At 73.3% G+C, this 23,644-nt stretch carries 6 protein-coding genes; 3 read left to right on the top strand and 3 right to left on the bottom strand.

Annotated features, from left to right (window positions below; all coding sequences use genetic code 11):
• Nucleotides 1-155 precede the first annotated feature (155 nt).
• The 3 genes from OG199_RS00390 to mqnE form a co-directional block, all read right to left on the bottom strand.
• Nucleotides 156-920 (bottom strand): thioesterase II family protein, encoded by a 765-nt coding sequence (locus OG199_RS00390; protein WP_401810113.1) that lies wholly within the window; start codon nucleotides 918-920, stop codon nucleotides 156-158.
• Nucleotides 921-1,008: 88 nt separating this feature from the next.
• Nucleotides 1,009-1,311: a ferredoxin gene (locus OG199_RS00385; protein ID WP_168525150.1), complete on the bottom strand. Its 303-nt coding sequence runs from the start codon at nucleotides 1,309-1,311 to the stop codon at nucleotides 1,009-1,011.
• A 113-nt stretch (nucleotides 1,312-1,424) separates the two neighbouring features.
• Nucleotides 1,425-2,588, bottom strand: a complete 1,164-nt coding sequence (gene mqnE / locus OG199_RS00380; protein ID WP_401810111.1) for an aminofutalosine synthase MqnE — start codon at nucleotides 2,586-2,588, stop codon at nucleotides 1,425-1,427.
• 398 nt (nucleotides 2,589-2,986) lie between these two features.
• Between mqnE and OG199_RS00375 the strand changes: the two genes are divergently transcribed.
• The 3 genes from OG199_RS00375 to OG199_RS00365 all read left to right on the top strand — a co-directional run bounded on the left by OG199_RS00375 (nucleotide 2,987) and on the right by OG199_RS00365 (nucleotide 23,278).
• Nucleotides 2,987-3,847, top strand: a complete 861-nt coding sequence (locus OG199_RS00375) for a 1,4-dihydroxy-6-naphthoate synthase (protein ID WP_401810109.1) — start codon at nucleotides 2,987-2,989, stop codon at nucleotides 3,845-3,847.
• A gap of 182 nt (nucleotides 3,848-4,029) precedes the next feature.
• A complete protein-coding gene (locus OG199_RS00370) occupies nucleotides 4,030-13,932 on the top strand; it encodes an SDR family NAD(P)-dependent oxidoreductase (protein ID WP_405827178.1) in 9,903 nt (3,300 codons plus the stop codon).
• Between the two features lie 58 nt (nucleotides 13,933-13,990).
• A complete protein-coding gene (locus OG199_RS00365; RefSeq protein WP_405827176.1) occupies nucleotides 13,991-23,278 on the top strand; it encodes a type I polyketide synthase in 9,288 nt (3,095 codons plus the stop codon).
• The last annotated feature ends 366 nt before the right edge of the window (nucleotides 23,279-23,644 follow it).

Genomic DNA, 23,644 nt, shown 5'->3' with positions numbered 1-23,644 from the left:
CTCCCGGAGCGGGTCGAAGAGGGGCGGCGGGGCGTACTCGGTGCCCGGCGCACGGAACGAGGAGGGACAAAGGGGGGGTGTGCGACGCGCCGGGAGAGGAGCATCCCGGCGCCCGCCTGAACGTGTGCGGCCCTGCCCGGCAGCCCGCGCCGGTCCTACGCCCCGCGGGAGACCGTCGCGGTGAAGTGCTCGGTGAGGACGGCGAGGACGTCCGCCGCCCGGTCGGTGAGGTAGAAGTGACCGCCGGGGAACACCTGCAGCGTGCTGCCGCCGAGCGTGTGGCCCTCCCAGGCGCGCGCCTCGTCCAGCGAGGTCTTCGGGTCGTCGTCGCCGACCAGCACCGTCACCGGGCAGCGCACGGTGTCCTGCGGCGCGGCCAGATAGGTCTCGACGGCCGTGTAGTCGTTACGGATCGCGGGCAGCACCATGCGCAGCAGCTCCTCGTCGTCGAGAAGCCGGCTGTCGGTACCGCTGAGCGCCCGGATCTCGGCGATCAGCCGGTCGTCACCGAGGGTGTGCACCCTCTCGTCCCGGGTCCGGGACGGCGCCCGCCGCCCCGACGCGAACAGCCGCACCGGTCCGCTCCCGGACCGCTCCAGACGCCGGGCCACCTCGAAGGCGACCACCGCCCCCATGCTGTGCCCGAAGAACGTCAGCGGCCGGTCCTGCCAGGCCCGCAGCGCCTCGGCCACCCGGTCGGCGAGTTCGGCCACCGAGGTCAGCCCCGGCTCATGACGCCGGTCCTGCCGGCCCGGGTACTGCACCGCGACCACGTCGACGCCGGGACTGAGGGCCGCGGCGACCGGCAGGTAGAAACTGGCGGAACCCCCCGCGTGCGGAAAGCACACCAGACGCTCGGCCGCTTCGGGAGCGGGACGGAAACTGCGGATCCACAGATCGTCCGCGGGACTTGGACTCATGGGACGCGGATGTCCTTCCAGGGGATCGGCGCACCGGGCACAGGGGCCCGGTGAACGGTGCGGAACTGGCTGCGGGGGCGGCGGAGCCTCAGGCGCTCTCCGCCTCCGGACCCCAGACCTCGACGTCGTCGGCGACACGGCGCACGTGGATGCACTCGCCGGGGCACTCCTTGGCGGAGTCGGCGACATCCGGCAGAAGCTCCAGCGGGATCCGGGTGGCCGCGCGGGGTTCCTGGAGGAGCTCGTCGTCCTCGTCTTTCACATAGGCGATGCCGTCCACGTCCAGTTCGAACACCTCGGGCGCGTACTGGGCACAGATACCGTCGCCGGTGCACAGCTCATGGTCGATCCAGACCTCGAAGGCCTGCTCGCCGCTCGTCTGCTGGGACATGTCCACCTGCCTGTCTGCCGATCGTGTCGTGAGAGCGCGCACCGCGGTGCGCGGGAGTGAAGGGGGAGAAGGAAGGCCGCGGCAGGACACACCGTCCGCCGCGGCCCGGCGCGTCAGACACGCATCGGCTGCGGCTCGTCGCGGCGGGCGAGGTCCGGGCCGTCGTACTCGCGGATGATCTCGTAGCGGGTGTTTCGCTCGACGGGGCGGAAGCCGGCGTCGCGGATCAGGTCGAGAAGATCCTCGCGGGTCAGCTTGTTCGGGGTGCCGTAGTTGTCCGCGTCATGGGTGATCTTGTACTCGACGACCGAGCCGTCCATGTCGTCCGCGCCGTGCTGGAGGGCGAGCTGCGCGGTGTGCAGGCCGTGCATGACCCAGAACACCTTCACGTGCGGCACGTTGTCGAACAGCAGCCGGGAGACCGCGAAGATCTTCAGCGCCTCGGTACCGGTCGCCATCTGGGTGCGCGCCTGGAGCTTGTTGCGGACCTTGCCGTCCTTCATGTCCACGAAGTCGTGCTGGTAGCGCAGCGGGATGAACACCTGGAAGCCGCCGGTCTCGTCCTGCAGCTCACGGAGCCTGAGGACGTGGTCGACACGGTGGCGGGGCTCCTCGATGTGCCCGTACAGCATGGTGCACGGCGTCTTGAGACCCTTGGAGTGCGCGAGGCGGTGGATGCGCGACCAGTCCTCCCAGTGGGTGCGGTGGTCGACGATGTGCTGACGCACCTCCCAGTCGAAGATCTCCGCGCCACCACCGGTCAGCGACTCCAGGCCGGCGTCGATCAGCTCGTCCAGGACCTCCGACGCGGGCAGCCCGGAGATGGTCTCGAAGTGGTGGATCTCCGTCGCCGTGAACGCCTTGATCGACACGTTCGGCAGCGCCTTCTTCAGCTCCCGCAGCGAACGCGGGTAGTAGCGCCAAGGAAGCGTCGGGTGCAGGCCGTTGACGATGTGCAGCTCCGAGAGGTGCTCGCTCTCCATCGTCTTGGCGAGGCGGACCGCCTCCTCGATGCGCATCGTGTACGCGTCCATCTCGCCCGGCTTGCGCTGGAACGAGCAGTAGGCGCACGACGCGGTGCACACGTTCGTCATGTTGAGGTGGCGGTTGACGTTGAAGTGGACCACGTCGCCGTTCTTGACCGTGCGCGCATGGTGCGCGAGCTCGCCCAGCCAGGCCAGCTCGTCCGACTCGTACAACGCGATGCCGTCCTCGCGGGACAGCCGTTCACCGGAGTAGACCTTCTCCTCCAGCTCACGCTTGAGCCCTGCGTCCATTACCGGGGAACCTCCTCGGTCAGTGCCTGGCGGCACACGTAGTGAGTGCGAGTACGCGGGTGGCACGTAACTCGTCTGCGGGCCCCGGCCGAGCCACCCGTCTTCGCGGACGACTCGCGCCGCCGTGGATCCGGCAGGGCGGAACTGGTGCGGAGCCGCGCCACCCGACCCGGGCCGGCCGGTCCGCCCGCTTCCGGACGAGCCCGAACCCTCCTGGAAACAGCGGCACTTGGACCGCTCCCTGACCGGAACACAGGGGTTCCGGCCACGTCGGATGAGGCTCCCTCATCTTCGCGGAGGACAGTCTGGGGAAAACCCCACACCCACTGCGGCTTTCCTGGAGGGGGCGCGCGAGCGCCGTCACCGGATCACTCACGGCAGAGATTGAGGCGGGCCGCATGACGTCACCACTGACCCTGGCGCACTCCCCGTGCCCGAACGACACGTTCGTCTTCCACGCCCTGACCCACGGCCTGATCCCCGGGGCTCCCGGGACCGACGTGCGCCTGGCCGACATCGACGTCACCAACGGCCTCGCCGAACGCGGCGAACTGGACGTCCTCAAGGTGTCCTACGGCGTCCTGCCGCACGTACTCGACACCTACGCCCTGCTGCCGTGCGGCGGCGCCGTCGGCCGCGGCTGCGGACCGCTCGTCCTGCGCCGGCAGACCGGCCCGGCCGGCAGCCTCACCGGCGCCCGCGTCGCCGTACCCAGCACGAGCTCCACCGCCTATCTCCTCTTCCGACTCTGGGCGGCCCGCGCCGTCCCCGGCGGCGTCGGCGAGATCGTCGTCCTGCCCTTCCACGAGATCATGCCCGCCGTGCGCGACGGCCTCGTCGACGCCGGCCTCGTCATCCACGAGGCCCGCTTCACCTACCGCCACTACGGCCTGCACAGCGTCGCCGACCTGGGCGAGGAATGGGAGAAGGAGACGACCCTGCCCGTCCCGCTCGGCGCCATCATCGCCCGCCGCAGCCTCGGCGCCACCCGTCTCACCGCCCTCGCCGACGCCGTCCGCGCCTCCGTCCGCGCCGCCTGGGACACCCCCGCCGCCTCCCGCCCCTACGTCCTCAAGCACGCCCAGGAACTCGCCACGGACGTCGTCGACCAGCACATCGAGCTCTACGTCAACTCCTTCACCGCGGAACTCGGCGACGAAGGCCACGCCGCCGTACGCGAACTCCTCGGCCGCAGCGCCGACCTCGGCCTGCTGCCCGCCGTACCCGACGGCGCCCTGGACTTCCCCCCGAGCCTCTAGAGTCCAGCGCCCGCCAACGCTAGGGGATCTCTTAGAGCCGGTCACCGCAGGTCCGGAAGCCACCCCCGGCCGTCCGCATAATCGGCCCCAGGCCGCCCGCACCCGTCCGGGACCGCCACCGCCCGCGCCACCGACGTACCACCGGCGACACCACGGGCCCCGCAGTCGAAGGGAACCGATCCGTGACCGAGGACAGGCTCCGCGAACTTCACGAGTTCCTGAAGCGCGTCACCGCAGACCTCCAACGCACGCGCAACCGCCTGCACCAGGTCGAGTCGAGGGCCACGGAACCCATCGCCATCGTCTCCATGAGCTGCCGCTACCCGGGCGGCGTACGCACCCCGGAAGACCTGTGGCACCTCGTGGACAGCGGCACCGACGGCATCTCGGACTTCCCCGAGGACCGCGGCTGGTCCGTCGACACCCTCTACGACCCCGACCCCGACCACCCCGGGACCTGCTACACCCGCCACGGCGGCTTCCTGCACGACGCCGTCGACTTCGACGCCGACTTCTTCGGCATGTCACCCCGCGAGGCCCTCGCCACCGACCCCCAGCAGCGCCTGCTCCTCGAGGTCACCTGGGAGGCCATGGAGCGCGCCGGAATACGGCCCGCCGACCTGAAGGGCACCGCCACCGGCGTCTTCGCGGGCGTCATGTACAACGACTACGGCTCGCGCTTCCCCGAACCGCCCGAGGGACTCGACGGCTACATCGGCAACGGCAGCGCGGCCAGCATCGCCTCCGGACGCATCGCCTACACCTTCGGCTTCGAAGGCCCCGCCATCACGGTGGACACCGCCTGCTCCTCCTCACTGGTCGCCCTGCACCTGGCCGTCCAGGCCCTGCGCGCGGGCGAGTGCGACCTCGCGCTCGCCGGCGGTGTCGCCGTGATGTCCACCCCGGTCACCTTCATGGAGTTCAGCCGCCAGCGCGGACTGTCCGCCGACGGCCGCTGCAAGTCCTACGCGGACGCCGCCGACGGCACCGGCTGGGGCGAGGGCGTCGGCATGCTCCTCCTGGAGCGCCTCTCGGACGCCCGGCGGGCCGGCCACGACGTCCTCGCGGTCATCCGCGGCTCCGCCGTCAACCAGGACGGCGCGAGCAGCGGCCTCACCGCTCCGAACGGCCCCTCGCAGCAACGGGTCATCCGCGCCGCGCTCGCCGCCGCCGACCTCCGGCCCGGTGACGTCGACGCCGTCGAGGGCCACGGCACCGGCACCACCCTCGGCGACCCCATCGAGGCCCAGGCCCTGCTGGCCACCTACGGCCAGGACCGGCCCGCCGGCCGCCCCCTCTGGCTCGGCTCGCTCAAGTCGAACATCGGCCACACCCAGGCCGCCGCGGGCGTCGGCGGCGTCATCAAGATGGTGCAGGCCCTGCGCCACCGGCGACTGCCCCGCACCCTCCACGTCGACCAGCCGTCCACCACCGTCGACTGGACGGAAGGCGACGTCCGCCTGCTGACGTCACCGGTCGAGTGGACCGACCCGGGCAGGCCGCGCCGGGCGGGCGTCTCCGCCTTCGGCGTCAGCGGCACCAACGCCCACGTCATCGTGGAACAGGCACCGGAACAGGCACCGCCCGCCGAACCGACGGACGACCGGGGCGACGACGCACCGGCCGACGCATCCCGGACACGAACCGCCGCCACCCCGCCGGTCGTGCCCTGGCTGCTGTCCGCACAGACCCCGCAGGCCCTCCAGGCCCAGGCCCGCAGTCTGCTCACCCACCTCGACACCCACCCCGACGACGGCGACCACGCCGTGGCACACGTCCTGGCCACCACACGCTCCGTGTTCGACCACCGCGCAGTCGTCCTCGGCGACGACCACGACGCCCTGATCCGCGGCCTCGACGCCGTGGCGGACGCCGCCCCCGCCCCCGAGGCCGTCGTCGGCACGGCCCGCCGCGGCGGAGGCAAGCTCGCCTTCCTCTTCTCCGGCCAGGGCGCGCAACGCCTGGGTATGGGGCGGGAGTTGTACGAGGCGTATCCCGTGTTCGCGGAGGCTTTCGACGCGGTGTGCGCGCACGTGGACGAGGGTCTGCGGGGTGTGGTGTTCGGTGAGGACGCGGATCTGCTGAACGAGACGGGCTGGACTCAGCCGGCGCTGTTCGCGATCGAGGTGGCGTTGTTCCGGCTGGTGGAGTCGTGGGGTGTGCGTCCCGACTTCCTGGTGGGTCATTCGGTGGGGGAGCTGGCTGCCGCGCACGTGGCGGGGGTGTTCTCCCTCGAAGACGCCTGCCGGCTGGTGTCGGCACGCGGCCGTCTGATGCAGCAACTCCCTGCCGGTGGAGCGATGTTCGCGCTGGAGGCGTCCGAGGACGAGGTCCTCCCGCTGCTGGAGGGCCGGGATGCGGAGGTGTCGATCGCGGCGGTCAACGGTCCGCGTTCGGTGGTGGTCTCCGGTGCTGAGACCGCAGCGTCGGCGGTCACGCAGGAGATATCCGCCCTGGGCCGCCGTACCTCCCGTCTGCGCGTCTCCCACGCTTTCCATTCGCCGTTGATGGAGCCGATGCTGGCCGAGTTCCGCACGGTCGCCGAGAGCGTGACGTATGCGCCGGCCCGTATGGCGGTCGTCTCGAACGTGACCGGACAGGCCGCCGGAGCAGGGGAGTTGGAGTCGGCCGACTACTGGGTGCGCCACGTCCGTGAGGCCGTACGGTTCGCCGACGGGGTGCGCACGCTGGCGGAGGGGGGCGTGACCCGGTTCGTGGAACTCGGCCCCGACGGCACCCTCACCGCCCTCGCCCAGACCGGCGTCACCGGCGACGAGGACATGCTCTTCGCCTCCGTCCTGCGCAAGGACCGCCCCGAGCCGCTCACGGCGCTCGGCACGATCGCCACCCTCCACACCCGCGGCATCCCCGTCGACTGGGCCGCCGTGATCCAGGGCGACGACTGCCCGCCGGTCACCCTGCCCACCTACGCCTTCCAGCGCCGGCGCTACTGGCTCGACCCCGTCGCCAAGGGCACCGCCCGGACGACGGGACACCCGCTGCTCAGCACGTCCGTCGCGCTCGCCGGCTCGCACACCGTCGTCTCCACCGGACGCGTCTCGCGCCGGACCCAGCCCTGGCTCGCCGACCACACCGCTTTCGGCACACCGCTCGTGCCCGCCGCGGTCTTCACGGACCTCGCCCTGCACGCCGGTTCCCGGTTCGGCAGCCCGCACCTGGCCGAACTCACCGTGGACCTGCCCCTCGTCCTGCCCGAGACCGGCGAGACCGAGATCCAGACCGTGGTCGAGGGCACCGAGGAGGAAGGCCGGTGGACGTTCACCGCGCACTCCCGCCCCGCCGACCCCAGCGACCCCACAGGGGACGGCCCCTGGCAGCAGCACGCACGAGGCGTCCTGCTCCGGCTGCCGGACCACGCGACGGCCGCCGAGCACCAGGACCCCGCCGCCTGGCCGCCCGCCGGTGCCACCCCCCTCGACATCGACGAGCTGTACCGCACCCTCGAGGACCGCGACACCGTACCCGGCGCCGCCCTGCGCACCCTGACAGCCGCCTGGCGACTCGGCGACGAGGTGTACGCCGACGCCGTGCTGCCCGAGCCGCAGCGCGCCGAGGCCGGCCACTTCGCCCTGCACCCGGCCCTCGTCGAGGGCGCCCTCCTCGCCCTCTCCGCGACCGGACACCCCGCACCGCACACCCTGTCGTGGTCCGGCCTCACCCTGCACGCCACAGCCGCCGAGTCCGTACGCGTCCGTGTCCGCCCCCGCCCGGACGGCACCGTCGCGCTCGGCCTCTTCGACACCACCGGCGCCCCCGTCCTCAGCGCGGACGGCCTGAGGACGCGCACCCTCACCGCGTCGGACCTGCCGCTCTCCACGGCCGCGCGGAACGACGACATCTTCGGCGTCGTATGGACCGCCTCGCCCGGACCGGTGCTGCCGAACGCCCCCCGACTCGCCGTCCACGCCTCCCTCGACGACCTCCTCGCCGCCGCCGGCACCGGCCCCCTGCCCGAGGTCGTCGCCCTCCCCTTCCACACCCTCCTCGACGACCGCACAGCGACCGCCGAAGCCGTCCGCACCGCCACCACCACCGCACTCACCCTGCTGCAGACCTGGCTGACGGACGACCGCTTCACCGGCTCCCGCCTGCTCCTGCTCACCTCGGGCGCCGTCGCCGCGGCCGACGGCGAGACGGCCGCCGACCTGCCCGCCGCGGCCGTCCGCGGACTCGTGCGCTCCGCCCAGGCGGAGCACCCCGGCCGCTTCCTGCTCATGGACACCGACACCCCCCGGCCCGACCCGCGGGCCGTCGCCGAGGCTTTGCGCCACGACGAGCCCGACGTCACCCTGCGCGACGGCCGGGTCCTGCTGCCCCGCCTCACCCGCACCGGTGCCGGGCAGCCTTCGCGGACACCGGTCTTCGACCCCGAGCGCACGGTCCTGGTGACCGGAGGCACCGGCACCGTCGGCGCCGCCACCGTCCGCCACCTGGTGACCGAGCACGGCGTACGCCACCTCGTCCTCGCCGGACGCAGGGGCGCGGACGCGCCCGGCGCCCGCGAACTCGTCTCCGAAATGGCCGAGGCGGGCGCCGACATCACCGCGGCCGCCTGTGACACCACCGACCGCGACGCCCTGGCCGCACTGCTGGCGGCCATTCCGCGCGACCACCCGCTGGGCGCCGTCGTGCACGCCGCCGGCGTGGTGGACGACGGCCTCATCACCTCCCTCACCCCCGAACGCCTCGACGCCGTACTGCGCCCCAAGGTCGACGCCACGGTCCACCTCCACGAGCTGACCCGCACCCTCGACCTGACGGCGTTCGTCGTGTTCTCCTCGGCCGCCGCCACCCTCGGCAACCCCGGCCAGGGCAACTACGTCGCGGCCAACTCCTTCCTGGACGCCTTCGCCGGACACCTCCGCGCCGAAGGACGCCCCGCCCTCTCCATCGGCTGGGGACTGTGGGCCGCGGACAGCGGCATCACCGGCCACCTGGACACCGCACAGCGCGGCCGCATCGACCGCAGCGGCATCGGCGCCCTGCCCACCCGGGAAGCACTGGCGCTCTTCGACCGCTGCCTGTCCCACACCGACGGCACCCCCCTGCCCCTGCGCGTCGACCTGCCCGCCCTGCGCCGGAACGCGGCCGGGCTTCCCCCCGTCCTGCGTTCCCTGGCCGGCCGCACCCCGCTACGACGGGCCGCGGGCGCCGGCGCGAGCGGCACGGCACCCGCGGGCGGCACGCTCGCCGCGCTCCCCGAGGAACAGCGGCGGGCGGCTGTCCGGTCGCTGGTCCGTACGACGGTCGCCGGTGTCCTCGGCCACGGCAGCGACGCGTCGATCGCCCTCGACCGCCCCTTCGCGGAGATGGGCTTCGACTCCCTCACCGCCATGGAACTGCGCAACGCCTTCACCCGCGAGACCGGCCTCGCCCTGCCCGCGACCCTGGTCTTCGACCACCCCACCCCGAACGCCGTCGCCGACCTCCTCCTCGCCGAACTCGCCCCCACCACCGCACAGTCCGCACAGTCCGCACGGCGGAACCCCGGCACACCCACCGACCTCGCCGACGACCCGGTCGCGATCGTCGGCATGGGCTGCCGCTTCCCCGGCGGGGTCGAGAACCCCGAGCAACTGTGGGACATGCTCCTCAAGGGCGGCGACGGAATCACCGACTTCCCCGCCGACCGCGGCTGGGACCTGGCCGCCCTCCACGACCCGGACCCCGAGTCCCGGCGCCGCGGCACGACGTACACCAACCGCGGCGGCTTCCTGGAGAACGTCGCATCGTTCGACGCGGACTTCTTCGGCGTCTCGCCCCGCGAGGCCCTCGCCATGGACCCGCAGCAGCGCCTGCTGCTGGAGACGTCGTGGGAGGCCGTCGAACGGGCCGGCATCGACCCCCGCTCCCTGCGCGGCAGCCGCACCGGAGTCTTCACCGGCACCAACGGCCAGGACTACGCACACGTGCTCAGCACGGCGGACGCCGACACCGAGGGCTACCTCGGCACCGGCAACGCCGCGAGCGTCATCTCGGGCCGGGTCTCCTACGTCCTGGGCCTCGAAGGCCCCGCGGTCACCGTCGACACGGCCTGCTCGGCCTCCCTCGTCGCCCTGCACTGGGCGATCCGCGCGCTCACCTCGGGGGAGTGCTCGATGGCACTCGTCGGCGGTGTGACGGTGATGTCGACCCCGGCGGCGTTCGTCGAATTCAGCCGTCAGCGCGGCCTGGCCGCCGACGGCCTGTGCAAGGCGTTCGCGGAGGGTGCGGACGGTACGGGGTGGGGTGAGGGTGTGGGTGTGCTGCTCGTGGAGCGGTTGTCGGACGCGCGCGCCAACGGTCACCCGGTGCTGGCCGTCGTGCGTGGTTCGGCGGTGAATCAGGACGGTGCGTCGAACGGTCTGACGGCGCCCAACGGTCCGTCCCAGCAGCGGGTGATCCGGGCTGCTCTGGCGAGTGCGGGTCTGTCGGCGTCGGAGGTGGACGCGGTGGAGGCGCACGGTACGGGTACGTCTTTGGGTGACCCGATCGAGGCGCAGGCGCTGCTGGCGACGTACGGCAGGGACCGTGACGGTGGACGGCCGTTGTGGCTGGGGTCGGTGAAGTCGAACATCGGTCACACGCAGGCCGCCGCGGGTGTGGCGGGTGTGATCAAGATGGTGGAGGCGATGCGCCACGGCGTGCTGCCCGCCACCCTCCATGTCGACGAACCCTCGACCCACGTCGACTGGTCCGCGGGCGAGGTCAGGCTCCTGACGGAGTCCGTGGACTGGCCGGACACCGCACGGCCCCGCCGGGCCGCGGTCTCGGCCTTCGGGTTCAGCGGGACGAACGCGCACGTGGTGCTGGAACAGGCACCGGAGACGGCCACCGAGGACACCATGACAACGGTTCCCCGACCCGTCCCCGTGACCCACTGGGTCGTCTCCGGCCGCGGCACCGAGGCACTGCACGCCCAGGCCGCCAGGCTGCTGGCTCACGCCCAGGCCCACCCCGACCTGGACCCCGCCGACGTGGGTCTGTCGCTGGTCAGGACCCGGTCGGCGTTCGAGCACCGCGCCGTAATCCGGGGCGGCGACCGCGAGGAACTCCTCGCGGGCCTCGCCGCCGTCGCCCGCGACGAGAGCGTCTCAGGTGTGGTCCAGGGCGTCGCGAGCGAGGGCAAGCTCGCCTTCCTCTTCTCCGGACAGGGTGCACAACGCCTGGGTATGGGGCGGGAGTTGTACGAGGCGTATCCCGTGTTCGCGGAGGCTTTCGACGCGGTGTGCGCTCACCTGGACGAGGGTCTGCGGGGTGTGGTGTTCGGTGAGGACGCGGATCTGCTGAACGAGACGGGCTGGACTCAGCCCGCGCTGTTCGCGATCGAGGTCGCCCTGTTCCGGCTGGTGGAGTCGTGGGGGATGAGCCCTGACTTCCTGGTGGGCCACTCGGTGGGGGAGCTCGCCGCTGCGCATGTGGCGGGGGTGTTCTCCCTCGAAGACGCCTGCCGGCTGGTGTCGGCACGCGGCCGTCTGATGCAGCAACTGCCGTCCGGTGGAGCGATGTTCGCGCTGGAGGCGTCCGAGGACGAGGTGCTCCCGCTGCTGACGGACGAGGTGTCGATCGCCGCCGTCAACGGCCCGCGTTCGGTGGTGGTCTCCGGTACCGAGACCGCAGCGTCGGCGGTCACGCAGGAGATAGCGGCCCTGGGCCGCCGTACCTCCCGTCTGCGCGTCTCCCACGCCTTCCACTCGCCGCTGATGGAACCGATGCTCGCCGAGTTCCGCACGGTCGCCGAGAGCGTCACCTACGCGCCGGCCCGCATCGCGGTCGTCTCGAACGTGACCGGACAGGCCGCCGGAGCAGGGGAGTTGGAGTCGGCCGACTACTGGGTCCGCCACGTCCGTGAGGCCGTACGGTTCGCCGACGGCATCGAGTGGCTCGAAGAGCAGGGTGTGACCCGGTTCGTGGAGCTGGGCCCCGACGGGACCCTCACCGCCCTCGCCCAGTCCGGCGTCTCCGGCGGCGAGGAGATGCTCTTCGCGCCCACGCTGCGCAAGGACCGCCCGGAGACGGACACCGCCCTGGCCGCCCTGTCGGCGGCGTTCACCCACGGGGTCACCGTCGACTGGCCCGCGCTCTTCACCGGCGCGCGGACCATCACCCTGCCCACGTACGCCTTCCAGCGCGAGCGGTTCTGGCCCGAACCCGCACAGGACGCGGTCGAGCGACGCGTGGACGGCTGGCGCTACCGCGTCGACTGGGAGCCGGCGGCCGTACCGCTTCCTCCCGCACCCGTACCGGGCCGCTGGATCCTGCTCCAGCCCCCGGACGAGGACGCGCTGGCGGGCATCGAGGAGTTCGTCCCCGGTGCCGACCGCTTCACCTGCCCCCCTCGGACGGATCGTGCCGCGCTCGCACGGATCCTCGTACAGGCCGCCGAAGGCGGCGCCGTCGCGGGCGTGCTGTCGTGCCTCGCCCCCGCCGGCGGCGTGGAGGCGACCCTCGCGCTCGTCCAGGCCCTCGGCGACGCGAGCCTCACGGTCCCGCTCTGGACGGTGACGCACGGCGCGGTGTCGACCGACGGACCGGCCGAGGAACCGGCCGATCCCGCACAGGCCGCCGTATGGGGCCTCGGCCGGGTCGCCGCCCTGGAACACCCCGACCGCTGGGGCGGCCTGGTGGACGTCCCGGACCGGCAGCCCGACCGGCACACCCTCGCCGGCATCGCCGCCGCCCTCGTGTCCGGCGAGGACCAGATCGCCGTACGCGGCCCCGAACTCCTCGCCCGCCGTCTGGTGCACGCCCCGGTCTCCGCCACCTCGGCCCCGGCCACCGCCTGGACCCCGCGCGGCCCCGTCCTGGTGACCGGCGGAACAGGCGCCCTCGGCGCGCGCCTCGCCCACTGGCTCGTACAGCGCGGCGCACGGGACCTCGTCCTGACGAGCCGCCGCGGAGCGGCAGCGCCCGGTGCCGTCGAACTCGCCGACGCACTGCGCGACCTGGGCGCCCAGGTCGCCCTGGAGGCCTGCGACATGGCGGACCGCGACGAGGTCCGCGCCCTGCTGGACCGGCACGCCGTCGACGCGGTGTTCCACGCCGCGGGCCGGGGCGACGCCGCACCGATCGACACCGCCGATGCCCAGCACCTCGCCGACGTATGGGGAGCCAAGGCCGCCGGCGCCACCCACCTGGACACCCTCCTGAAAGACCGGGACCTGTCGGCGTTCGTGGTGTTCTCCTCGATCGCCGGGGTGTGGGGCAGCGGCGGCCAGTCGGCCTACGCCGCCGCCAACGCCCACCTCGACGCGCTGGTCGAGCGCCGCCGGGTCCGAGGGCTCGTCGGTACGGCGGTGGCCTGGGGTCCCTGGGGCGGCGGGGGAATGGTGACGGACGACGGAGCCGTCGAGCTGGCGCGACGGGGTCTGCGGGCGATGGACCCCGACCGTGCGCTGACCGGGCTCGGACGCGCGCTGGACGTCGGGGATGCCACGGTGGTGGTCGCCGACGTGGACTGGGAGAGGTTCCTCCCCACGTTCACCAGCAGCCGTCCCAGCCCGCTCCTGTCCGTGCTCCCGGAAGCGGCGGCGGCGCCGGCGGCCGGCCCGGACGACACCGCGGCACAGGCCGCGGACCTCAGGCACCGGCTCTCCGAACTCTCCACCACCGACCGCAAGCTCGCCCTGCGCAACCTCGTGCGCGACCGGGCCGCCTCGGTCCTCGGCCGCGCCGACGGCCAGAGCATCGAACCCGGCCAGGCGTTCCGCACCATCGGCTTCGACTCCCTGACCGCCGTCGAACTGCGCAACCAGCTCAACCACGACACCGGTCTGCGCCTGCCCACCACCCTCGTCTTCGACTACCCCACCCCCGGCCACCTGGCCGAGCACCTCTACACCGAGCTCTTCCCCGACACCGCAGGACCCGCGGACGCCGACGAGGACACGCTGCGCAAGAAGCTGTCCACCATCCCGCTGGCCCGCCTTCAGGACAGCGGCCTGCTGACCGCGCTGCTGGCGCTCGCCGAGCCGGAAGGCCCGGTGGAAGCCGACACCGCCGCCGGCCCCGACGACAGCGAGCTGATCCACACGATGGACATCGACGACCTCGTACAACTGGCCCTCGGCGACTCGGCCCCCTGACCGGCCCGCCTCACCCGCCCCGTCCGCCGAAGCCCGAAGCAGAACAGTGGAGCTGAGTATGGCCACCTCCGAGGAACGCGTCGTCGCGGCCCTGCGCGCGTCGCTGGTCGAGAACGAGCGGCTGCGCAAGCAGAACGACCGCATCGCGCGCGCGGCGACCGAGCCCATCGCCATCGTCGGCATGGCCTGCCGCTACCCGGGAGACGTCCACTCGCCCGACGACCTGTGGCAGCTGCTGGCCGACGGCCGGGACGCGATGACCGGGTTCCCGCAGGACCGCGGCTGGGACCTGAGCGGAGCCACCACCGACACGGCGGCCCTGCGCGGCGGATTCGTCGCCTCCGCCGCGGAGTTCGACGCCGGGTTCTTCGGGATCTCGCCCCGCGAGGCCCTCGCCATGGACCCGCAGCAGCGCCTGATCCTCGAAGCGTCCTGGGAGGCGCTGGAACGGGCGGGCATCGACGCCGCCGCCGTACGCGGCAGCCGGACCGGGGTCTTCGTCGGATGCAGCAACCAGAACTACGGCTCCGCGACCGGACGTGAGCTGCCCGCGGGCATCGAGGGCCACCTGCTCACCGGCAACGCGGCGAGCGTCGTCTCCGGCCGGGTGTCGTACGTGCTGGGTCTGGAAGGGCCCGCGGTGACCGTGGACACGGCCTGCTCGTCGTCCCTGGTCGCCCTGCACCTGGCGGTGCAGGCGCTGCGGTCGGGGGAGTGCGACCTCGCGCTCGCCGGCGGAGTGACGGTGATGTCCACCCCGGACGTCTTCGCCGAGTTCGACCGGCAGGGCGGCCTGGCGGGCGACGGGCGCTGCAAGGCGTTCGCCGAGGGCGCGGACGGCACGGGCTGGGGTGAGGGGGCCGGCGTGCTCCTCGTGGAGCGGCTGTCCGACGCCCGCACCCACGGCCACCCCGTCCTGGCCGTCGTGCGGGGCTCGGCCGTCAACCAGGACGGCGCCTCGAACGGCCTGACCGCGCCGAACGGCCCCTCCCAGCAGCGGGTGATCCGCGCCGCCCTCGCGAGCGCCGGTCTGTCCGCCTCGGACGTGGACGCGGTCGAGGCCCACGGCACCGGCACGGCACTGGGCGACCCGATCGAGGCCCACGCCCTGCTGGCCACGTACGGCAGGGACCGTGACGCCGAACAGCCGCTGTGGCTGGGGTCGGTGAAGTCGAACATCGGTCACACGCAGGCCGCCGCGGGTGTGGCGGGCGTGATCAAGATGGTGGAGGCGATCCGCCACGGCGTGCTGCCCGCCACCCTCCACGTCGACGAGCCCTCGACCCACATCGACTGGGAGGCGGGCGAGGTCCGCCTCCTCACCGCACCCCGCGCCTGGCCCGAGACCGGCCGGCCCCGCACCGCGGCGGTCTCCGCCTTCGGTGTCAGCGGGACCAACGCGCACGTCGTCCTGGAACAGGAGACCCCGCCACCGGCCCCCGAGAAGGCTCCCGAGAGGGCCCCCGCCGACGCCGTGCCGCCCGTGGTCCCGTGGCTTCTCTCCGCCCGGACCCCCGAAGCCCTGCGCGCACAGGCCCGCGCAATGTCCGCCTCCCTGGCCCGGCACCCTGACCACAGCCCGGTCGACGTCGGCTGGTCCCTGCTGACCACCCGGTCGACGTTCGACCACCGCGCCGTCGTGCTCGGAGGCAACCGCGCGGACCTCCTCGACGGCCTGCGGAGCCTCGCCGAGAACGAGACCACCCCCCGGGCCGTGACCGGCTCCGCCCGGAGCGACGGCAAGCTCGCCTTCCTCTTCTCCGGGCAGGGCGCGCAACGCCTCGGTATGGGGCGGGAGTTGTACGACTCCTTCCCGGTGTTCGCCGATGCCTTCGACGCGGTGTGCGCGGGGTTGGACAACGGGTTGCGGGAGGTGGTGTTCGGTGAGGATGCCGAGCTGCTGAACCGGACCGGGTGGGCGCAGCCCGCGCTGTTCGCGATCGAGGTCGCGTTGTTCCGGCTGGTGGAGTCGTGGGGGATCACCCCTGACTTCCTGGTGGGTCACTCGGTCGGTGAACTGGCCGCAGCGCACGTGGCCGGGGTGTTCTCGCTGGAGGACGCGTGCCGGCTGGTGTCGGCGCGTGGCCGTCTGATGCAGGAACTGCCGTCCGGTGGTGCGATGTTCGCGCTGGAGGCGGCGGAGGCCGAGGTGCTCCCGCTGCTGACGGACGAGGTGTCGATCGCCGCCGTCAACGGCCCGCGTTCGGTAGTGGTCTCGGGTGTCGAGGCAGCGGCGGAGGCGGTCGCTCAGGAGATATCCGCCCTGGGTCGCCGTACCTCCCGTCTGCGCGTCTCCCACGCTTTCCATTCGCCGTTGATGGAGCCGATGCTGGCCGAGTTCCGCACGGTCGCTGAGAGCGTGACGTATGCGCCGGCCCGTATCGCGGTCGTCTCGAACGTGACCGGACAGGCCGCCGGAGCAGGGGAGTTGGAGTCGGCCGAGTACTGGGTCCGCCACGTCCGTGAGGCCGTACGGTTCGCGGACGGGGTGCGCACGCTGGCGGAGCGGGGCGTGACCCGGTTCGTGGAACTCGGCCCCGACGGGACGCTCACCGCACTGGCCCAGCCCTGCGTCCCCTCCGACGACGGGATGCTCTTCACCCCCACACTGCACAAGACCGCCTCCGAACCGTCGGCCGTCCTGCGTGCACTGGGCCGGCTGCACGCGCACGGTGCGCCGGTCGGCTGGGAGACGCTCTTCGCGGGAACCGGTGCGGCGGCCGTGGAACTGCCCACGTACGCCTTCCAGCGGGAGCGCTACTGGCTCGACCCGTCCGCCCCGAGGCCGAGGCCCGGCGCCGACTCCTGGCGTTACGCCGTCACCTGGAAGTCCCTGGCCCGGTTCTCCGACACCGCGCCCGCACCCTCCCCGGGCCCACGGCTGGTGCTCGTCCCGCAGGTGCGCGACGAGCGGGCCGACGCCACGATCCGCGCCGTACTCGAAGGGCTCGCGGGGCACGGGTTCGAACTGCGGCAGATCGAGGTACCGCACCCCGCGTCCGAGACCGGCCGAGCCGACCTGGCGGCCCGACTCACCGACGCCCACGACGAGTTCGGACCCGTCACGGCCGTCCTGTCACTGCTCCCGCTGGCCGAGGACCGGGCCGGGGTGGCGGCGGCCACGGCCACGCTGGTCCAGGCGCTCACGGACAGCGGACTGCGCGGTCCGGTGTGGTCGCTGACGCGCGGCGCCGTCTCCGTCGGACGTTCCGACGCGCTCACGGCACCCGAGCAGGCGGCGGTGTGGGGGCTCGGCCGGGTCGCGGCCCTCGAGCACCCCGATCTCTGGGGCGGACTCGTGGACCTCCCCGAGGACCTCGACGAGCGGGCGGTCGCACGGCTCGCGGCGGTCCTCACCGAACTGCCGGGCCGGGACGGCGAGTCCGGCGAGTCCGCCGAGTCCGTCGATTTCGGCGAGGACCAGGTGGCGGTCCGTGACTCCGGCGTCTTCGGCCGCAGGCTGTCGAGGCCCCTTCCCACCCCCCTGGACGCATGGCGGCCGCGCGGAACGGTCCTCATCACCGGGGGCACGGGCGCCATCGGCGCCCGGGTCGCGCGCTGGGCTGTCGAGCGTGGTGCCGAGGACATCGTCCTGGTGAGCCGGCGCGGCTCCGACGCGCCCGGCGCCCCGGAACTCGAAACCGCCCTCCGGGCGCTGGGCGCCCGCGTCACGGTCACCGCGGCCGACGTGTCCGTCAGGGAAGAGGTCGCCGCGCTCCTCGCACGACACCCCGTCGACGCCGTGCTGCACACCGCGGGCGTCCTCGACGACGCCGTCATCGGCGGCACCGATCCCCAGCGCATCCGGCACGTCATGCGCGCCAAGGCCGAGGCGGCCCTGCACCTCGACGAACTGACACGCGACCGGGAGCTGTCCGCCTTCGTCCTCTTCTCGTCGCTCGCCGGTGTCATGGGCAACGCCGGACAGGGCGCGTACGCCGCCGCCAACGCGGTCCTCGACGCGCTCGCCGAGCGCCGTCGCGCCGAGGGGCTGCCCGCCACCTCCGTCGCCTGGGGCCCGTGGGCCGGTGGCGGCATGGCCGCCGAGGCCACGGGCGGCCGCAGGCGCAGTCGTGGCGCGGTGGCGTCGCTCGACCCGGACCTGGCCGTCGCCGCCCTCGCGACGGCCCTGGACTCGGGTGTGACCACCGAGTTCGTGGCCGACATCGACTGGCCCCGGTTCGCACCGGCCTTCACGTCGATCCGGCCGAGCGCACTCCTGCGGGAACTTCCCGAGGCCTCCTCCCCGGCCGCCGACCGGTCGTCGCCGGACGCCGCGGACAGCCCCGGCGCCCGCATCGGAGCCCTCCCGCGCGAGGCGGGCGTCCGGGCCGCCGTGGACCTGGTCCGTGCCCGTGCGGCGGCGGTGCTGGGCCATGCCGACGCGGAGGCGGTTCCGGCCGACCGTGCGTTCCGCGACCTGGGCGTGGACTCACTGATCGCGGTCGAGCTGCGGAACGTACTGGGCGCGGAGTGCGGGGTACGGCTGCCCGCGACGGTGGTGTTCGACCATCCGACCCCGACGGCCCTGGCGGAGTTCCTGTACGGCGAGTTGGGCGGCGCCGCCGACGAGACGCCCGGCACGTCCGTGAGCGTGGCGGTGGCCGGCGACCCGGTGGTGATCGTGGGGATGGCGTGCCGGTTCCCCGGCGGGGTCGACTCCCCGGAGACCTTGTGGAGCCTCCTGTCGGAGGGCCGCGACGGCATGGCCGGCTTCCCCGACGACCGCGGCTGGGAAGAGCTCGGCGCGGTCTACGGCTATGACGCCGCGGACTTCGCCCGGGTGGGCGGGTTCCTGTCGGGCGTGGGTTCGTTCGACGCGGGCTTCTTCGGGATCTCGCCCCGTGAGGCCCTCGCCATGGACCCGCAGCAGCGCCTGCTGCTGGAGTCGTCGTGGGAGGCGGTGGAACGGGCGGGCATCGACCCGCGGTCGTTGCGCGGTTCGCGGACCGGCGTGTTCGCGGGAACGAACGGCCAGGACTACCCGGCGCTGCTGTCGCTGTCGGAGGGCGACTTCGGCGGCTACGTGGGCACCGGTAACGCGGCGAGCGTGTTCTCCGGGCGGGTGTCGTACGTGCTGGGTCTCGAAGGGCCCGCGGTCACTGTCGACACGGCCTGCTCGTCGTCGCTGGTCGCCCTGCACCTGGCCGCGCAGGCGCTGCGGTCGGGGGAGTGCGACCTCGCGCTCGCCGGCGGCGTGACCGTGATGTCCACGCCCGGTGCGTTCGTGGAGTTCAGCCGCCAGGGCGGTCTGGCGGGTGATGGGCGGTGCAAGGCGTTCGCGGAGGGTGCGGACGGTACGGGGTGGGGTGAGGGTGTGGGTGTGCTGCTCGTGGAGCGGTTGTCGGACGCGCGCGCCAACGGTCACCCGGTCCTCGCGGTGGTGCGTGGTTCGGCGGTGAATCAGGACGGTGCGTCGAACGGTCTGACGGCGCCGAACGGTCCGTCCCAGCAGCGGGTGATCCGCGCCGCCCTCGCGAGCGCCGGTCTGTCCGCCTCGGACGTGGACGCGGTCGAGGCCCATGGCACCGGCACGGCACTGGGTGACCCGATCGAAGCGCAGGCCCTGCTGGCGACGTACGGCAGGGACCGTGAGGGCGAGCGGCCGTTGTGGCTGGGGTCGGTGAAGTCGAACATCGGTCACACGCAGGCCGCCGCGGGTGTGGCGGGTGTGATCAAGATGGTGGAGGCGATGCGCCACGGCGTGCTGCCCGCCACCCTCCACGTCGACGAGCCCTCGTCGCACGTCGACTGGGAGGCCGGTGACGTACGGCTGCTGGCCGAGTCGACGCAGTGGCCGGAGACCGACCGTCCGCGCCGCGCGGGAGTCTCCTCGTTCGGACTGAGTGGCACGAACGCGCACGTCGTGCTGGAACAGGCACCGGACCCCGCCGTCGAGGCGACGGACGCCGGGCGGCCGCTGCCCGTCACCCCGTGGGTGGTGTCCGGACAGGGCCCCGCCGCGCTGCGGGCCCAGGCGGACCGCCTGCTGCACCATCTGCGGACTCACCCGGAGCCGGCCCCTGCCGATGTGGCCCTGTCGCTCGTCGGGTCACGGTCCGCCTTCGACAACCGTGCGGTGGTGCGCGGCACTGATCGTGAGGAACTCCTTGCGGGTCTTGCCGCCGTCGCCCGCGGCGAGACGCTGCCGGGTGTGGCACACGGAGCCGCGACCGCGGGCAAACTCGTCTTCCTCTTCTCCGGTCAGGGTGCACAACGCCTGGGTATGGGCCGGGAGTTGTACGACTCCTTCCCGGTGTTCGCGGAGGCCTTCGACGCGGTGTGCGCGCACGTGGACGAGGGTCTGCGCGAGGTCGTGTTCGGTGAGGACGTCGACCTGCTGAACGAGACGGGCTGGACTCAGCCCGCGCTGTTCGCGATCGAGGTCGCCCTGTTCCGGCTGGTGGAGTCGTGGGGTGTGCGCCCTGACTTCCTGGTGGGCCACTCGGTGGGTGAGCTGGCCGCAGCGCACGTGGCCGGGGTGTTCTCCCTCGAAGACGCCTGTCGGCTGGTGTCGGCGCGCGGTCGTCTGATGCGGCAACTCCCGCCCGGTGGTGCGATGTTCGCGCTGGAGGCGGCGGAGGACGAGGTGCTCCCGCTGCTGACGGACGAGGTGTCGATCGCCGCCGTCAACGGCCCGCGTTCGGTGGTGGTCTCGGGTGTGGAGGCGGCGGTGGCCGCCGTGGCCGAGGAGATCGCCGGATCGGGCCGCCGCACCTCCCGCCTGCGCGTCTCCCACGCCTTCCACTCGCCGCTGATGGAACCGATGCTCGCCGAGTTCCGCACGGTCGCGGAGAGCGTGACCTACGGCGAGCCGCGTATCCCGGTGGTGTCGAACGTGACTGGACAGGCCGCCGACGTGGGGGAGTTGGAGTCCGCCGACTACTGGGTGCGCCACGTCCGGGAGGCTGTGCGGTTCGCCGACGGGATCGCCTGGCTCGAAGAGCGTGGTGTCACCCGGTTCGTGGAGCTCGGCCCCGACGGCACCCTCACCGCCCTCGCCCGGACCGGCGTCTCCGGCGGCGACGGGACGCTGTTCGTGTCCGTCCTGCGCAAGGACCGCTCCGAGGCGGACACCGTCGTGGCCGCCGTGTCGCGGGCGTTCGCACACGGTGCCGCCGTCGACTGGCCCGCACTGCTGGACGGTTGCGGCGCGCGACGGGTGGAGCTGCCGACGTACGCCTTCCAGCGTGAGCGTTTCTGGCCCGAGCCCGCCGCACACCGGGTGTCCGAGACCAGCGCGAATCCGCTGGACGCGAGCTTCTGGGCGGCTGTGGAACGCGGCGACGCCCACGACCTCGCCGAGGTCCTGGGCGTCGACGAGGCCGAACTCGACACGGTCGTACCGGCGTTGTCCGCCTGGCGGCAGGGTGCGACCGAGCGGACCCGGGTCGACGGCTGGCGCTACCGCGTCGGCTGGCAGCCCTTCACCCCACCACCGCCCACCGCCCCGGACACCGGCCGCCGGCTGCTGCTCCAGCCGCCCACCGAAGGCCCGGTGCTCGATGGCGTCGAGGAGTTCCTCCCCGGTGTGGAGCGGATCGCCTACGACCCCGCCGCCGGGCGTGCCGAACTGGGCCGTGTCCTGTCCGACGCGGCAGCGGCGGGCGACCCGGTCGTCGGAGTCCTGTTCCGGCCGGCGGACGTGCCGACCTCCCTGACCCTCGTCCAGGCGCTGGGCGACGCGGGAGTGACCGCGCCGCTGTGGCAGCTCACGCGGGGCGCCGTCGCCGTCGGCACCCCGTCCGAAGGTGTCGTCGATCCGGCGCAGGCCGCCCTGTGGGGCTTCGGCCGGGTCGCCGCCCTGGAACACCCCGACCGGTGGGGCGGCCTCGTCGACCTGCCGGAATCCGTGGACCGGAGTGACCTCGCGAGCCTGGCCGCGGCCGTCACCGACGGCGGCGAGGACCAGGTGGCCGTACGCGCGGCGGCCCTGTTCGCCCGCCGGCTCTCCCCTGCCCCGCTGCCCGGCGGCGCACCGGCCTGGGGGCCCTCGGCCGACGGCTGGCGCGCTCCGGAGCGGGTGCTGGTGACGGGGGGCACGGGCGGAGTCGGTGCGCGTCTGGCGCACTGGCTGGTGGGGCGCGGTGCGAGCGAACTCGTCCTCACCAGCCGTCGCGGAATGGACGCCCCTGGTGCGGCCGAACTGGTGGCGGGGCTGGAGGAGTTGGGTGCGCGGGTGGTGGTGGAGGCGTGTGACACGGCGGACGCGGAGGCGGTCGCGGGTCTGCTGTCCCGGCATCCGGTCGACGGGGTGTTCCATGCGGCGGGTGTGCTGGACGACGATCTGATCGACCGGCTGACTCCGGAGCGGGTCGCCGCCGTCCTGGCGGCGAAGGCGGTGGGTGCCGATCATCTCGACGCCTTCACCCGGGAGTGGGACCTGTCGGCGTTCGTGGTGTTCTCCTCGATCGCCGGGGTGTGGGGCAGCGGTGGCCAGTCCGCGTACGCCGCCGCCAACGCCCACCTCGACGCGCTCGTGGAGCGGCGCCGGGCCAGGGGGCTCGCCGGTACCGCCGTCGCCTGGGGGCCCTGGGACGGGGGCGGGATGGTGACGGACGAGGGCGCCGCGGAGTTGATGCGCCGGGGTCTGCGGGTGATGGACCCCGACCGGGCGCTGACCGGGCTCGGACGCGCGCTGGACGTCGGGGACGCCACCGTGGTGGTGGCCGACGTCGACTGGGAGAAGTTCCTCGCACCGTTCACCGCCCGCCGTCCCAGCCCGCTGCTGTCCGCCCTCCCGGAGGCGCGGGCCGCCGCGGCGGCGCCCGGTGACGCGGAGACCGCACCCGGCGCCCCGCGCCCCCTGGTCGAGAAACTGACCGCGGCGCCCGCCGAGGCACGGCTCCAGCTGGTGCAGGACCACGTGCGAAGCGTCGCCGCCACGGCACTCGGCTTCGACGGGGTGTCGGGCGTCGAACCCACCAAGGCGTTCCGGGAGATGGGCTTCGACTCGCTGACCGCCGTGGAACTGCGCGACCGGCTCGACGCCGACACCGGTCTGCGGCTGCCGACCACCCTCGTGTTCGACCACCCCACACCCGCCGACCTCGCCCGCCACCTGGCGGACGAGCTCTTCGGGGGCGGGCGGACGAACGCCGCGGCGCTGCTGGCGGAGGTGGAGAACGCGGTCGGGCAGATCATCGCCTCCGACCCCGGACAGGACCTGAGGGTCCTGCTCAAGACACGGCTCAGGGCGTTCCTCACCGAGGTCGAGGATCTGGAGTCCGGCCCGAACGGCCCGGACGACGGCACGCGGCCCGGGATGTCCATGGCCGACCAGCTCGACGACGCCACCGACGAGGAACTCTTCGACCTGATCAGCCGGGAACTCGACCAGTCGTAGGAGCGCGGACCGCCCGAGGCGGCGCGAGCCGTGCTGACGAGTCCGTTCACGGGTGTTTCTCGAAACGCCCGTGAATCGGCCGACTGCCGACCAGGGAAGCTGGCCGGCCCCGAGGACGCACAGGAAGAGGTGACGGCACGCCGGAAGGAAGGCGCGCACCGCATCAAGATGATGCTCGACGACGACGACGGCGACGGCGACGACGACGGCGCCGACCTGCCGACGTGGGACGGGCCGACCGGCAGCCGCACGATGTTCGCCACCGGCACCACGAAGGCACCGACACCACGAAGCCGGCCCTGGACCCACGAATCACCGTGGCGGGGGAGCGGACACGGGCGGGCCGGTGGCCCCGGCCTCGCCGGG

The organism is Streptomyces sp. NBC_01176 (assembly GCF_045039825.1).
Taxonomy (GTDB): domain Bacteria; phylum Actinomycetota; class Actinomycetes; order Streptomycetales; family Streptomycetaceae; genus Streptomyces.
Note: the sequence above shows the minus strand (reverse complement) of the source record. Positions and strands in the feature narration are given on the sequence as shown.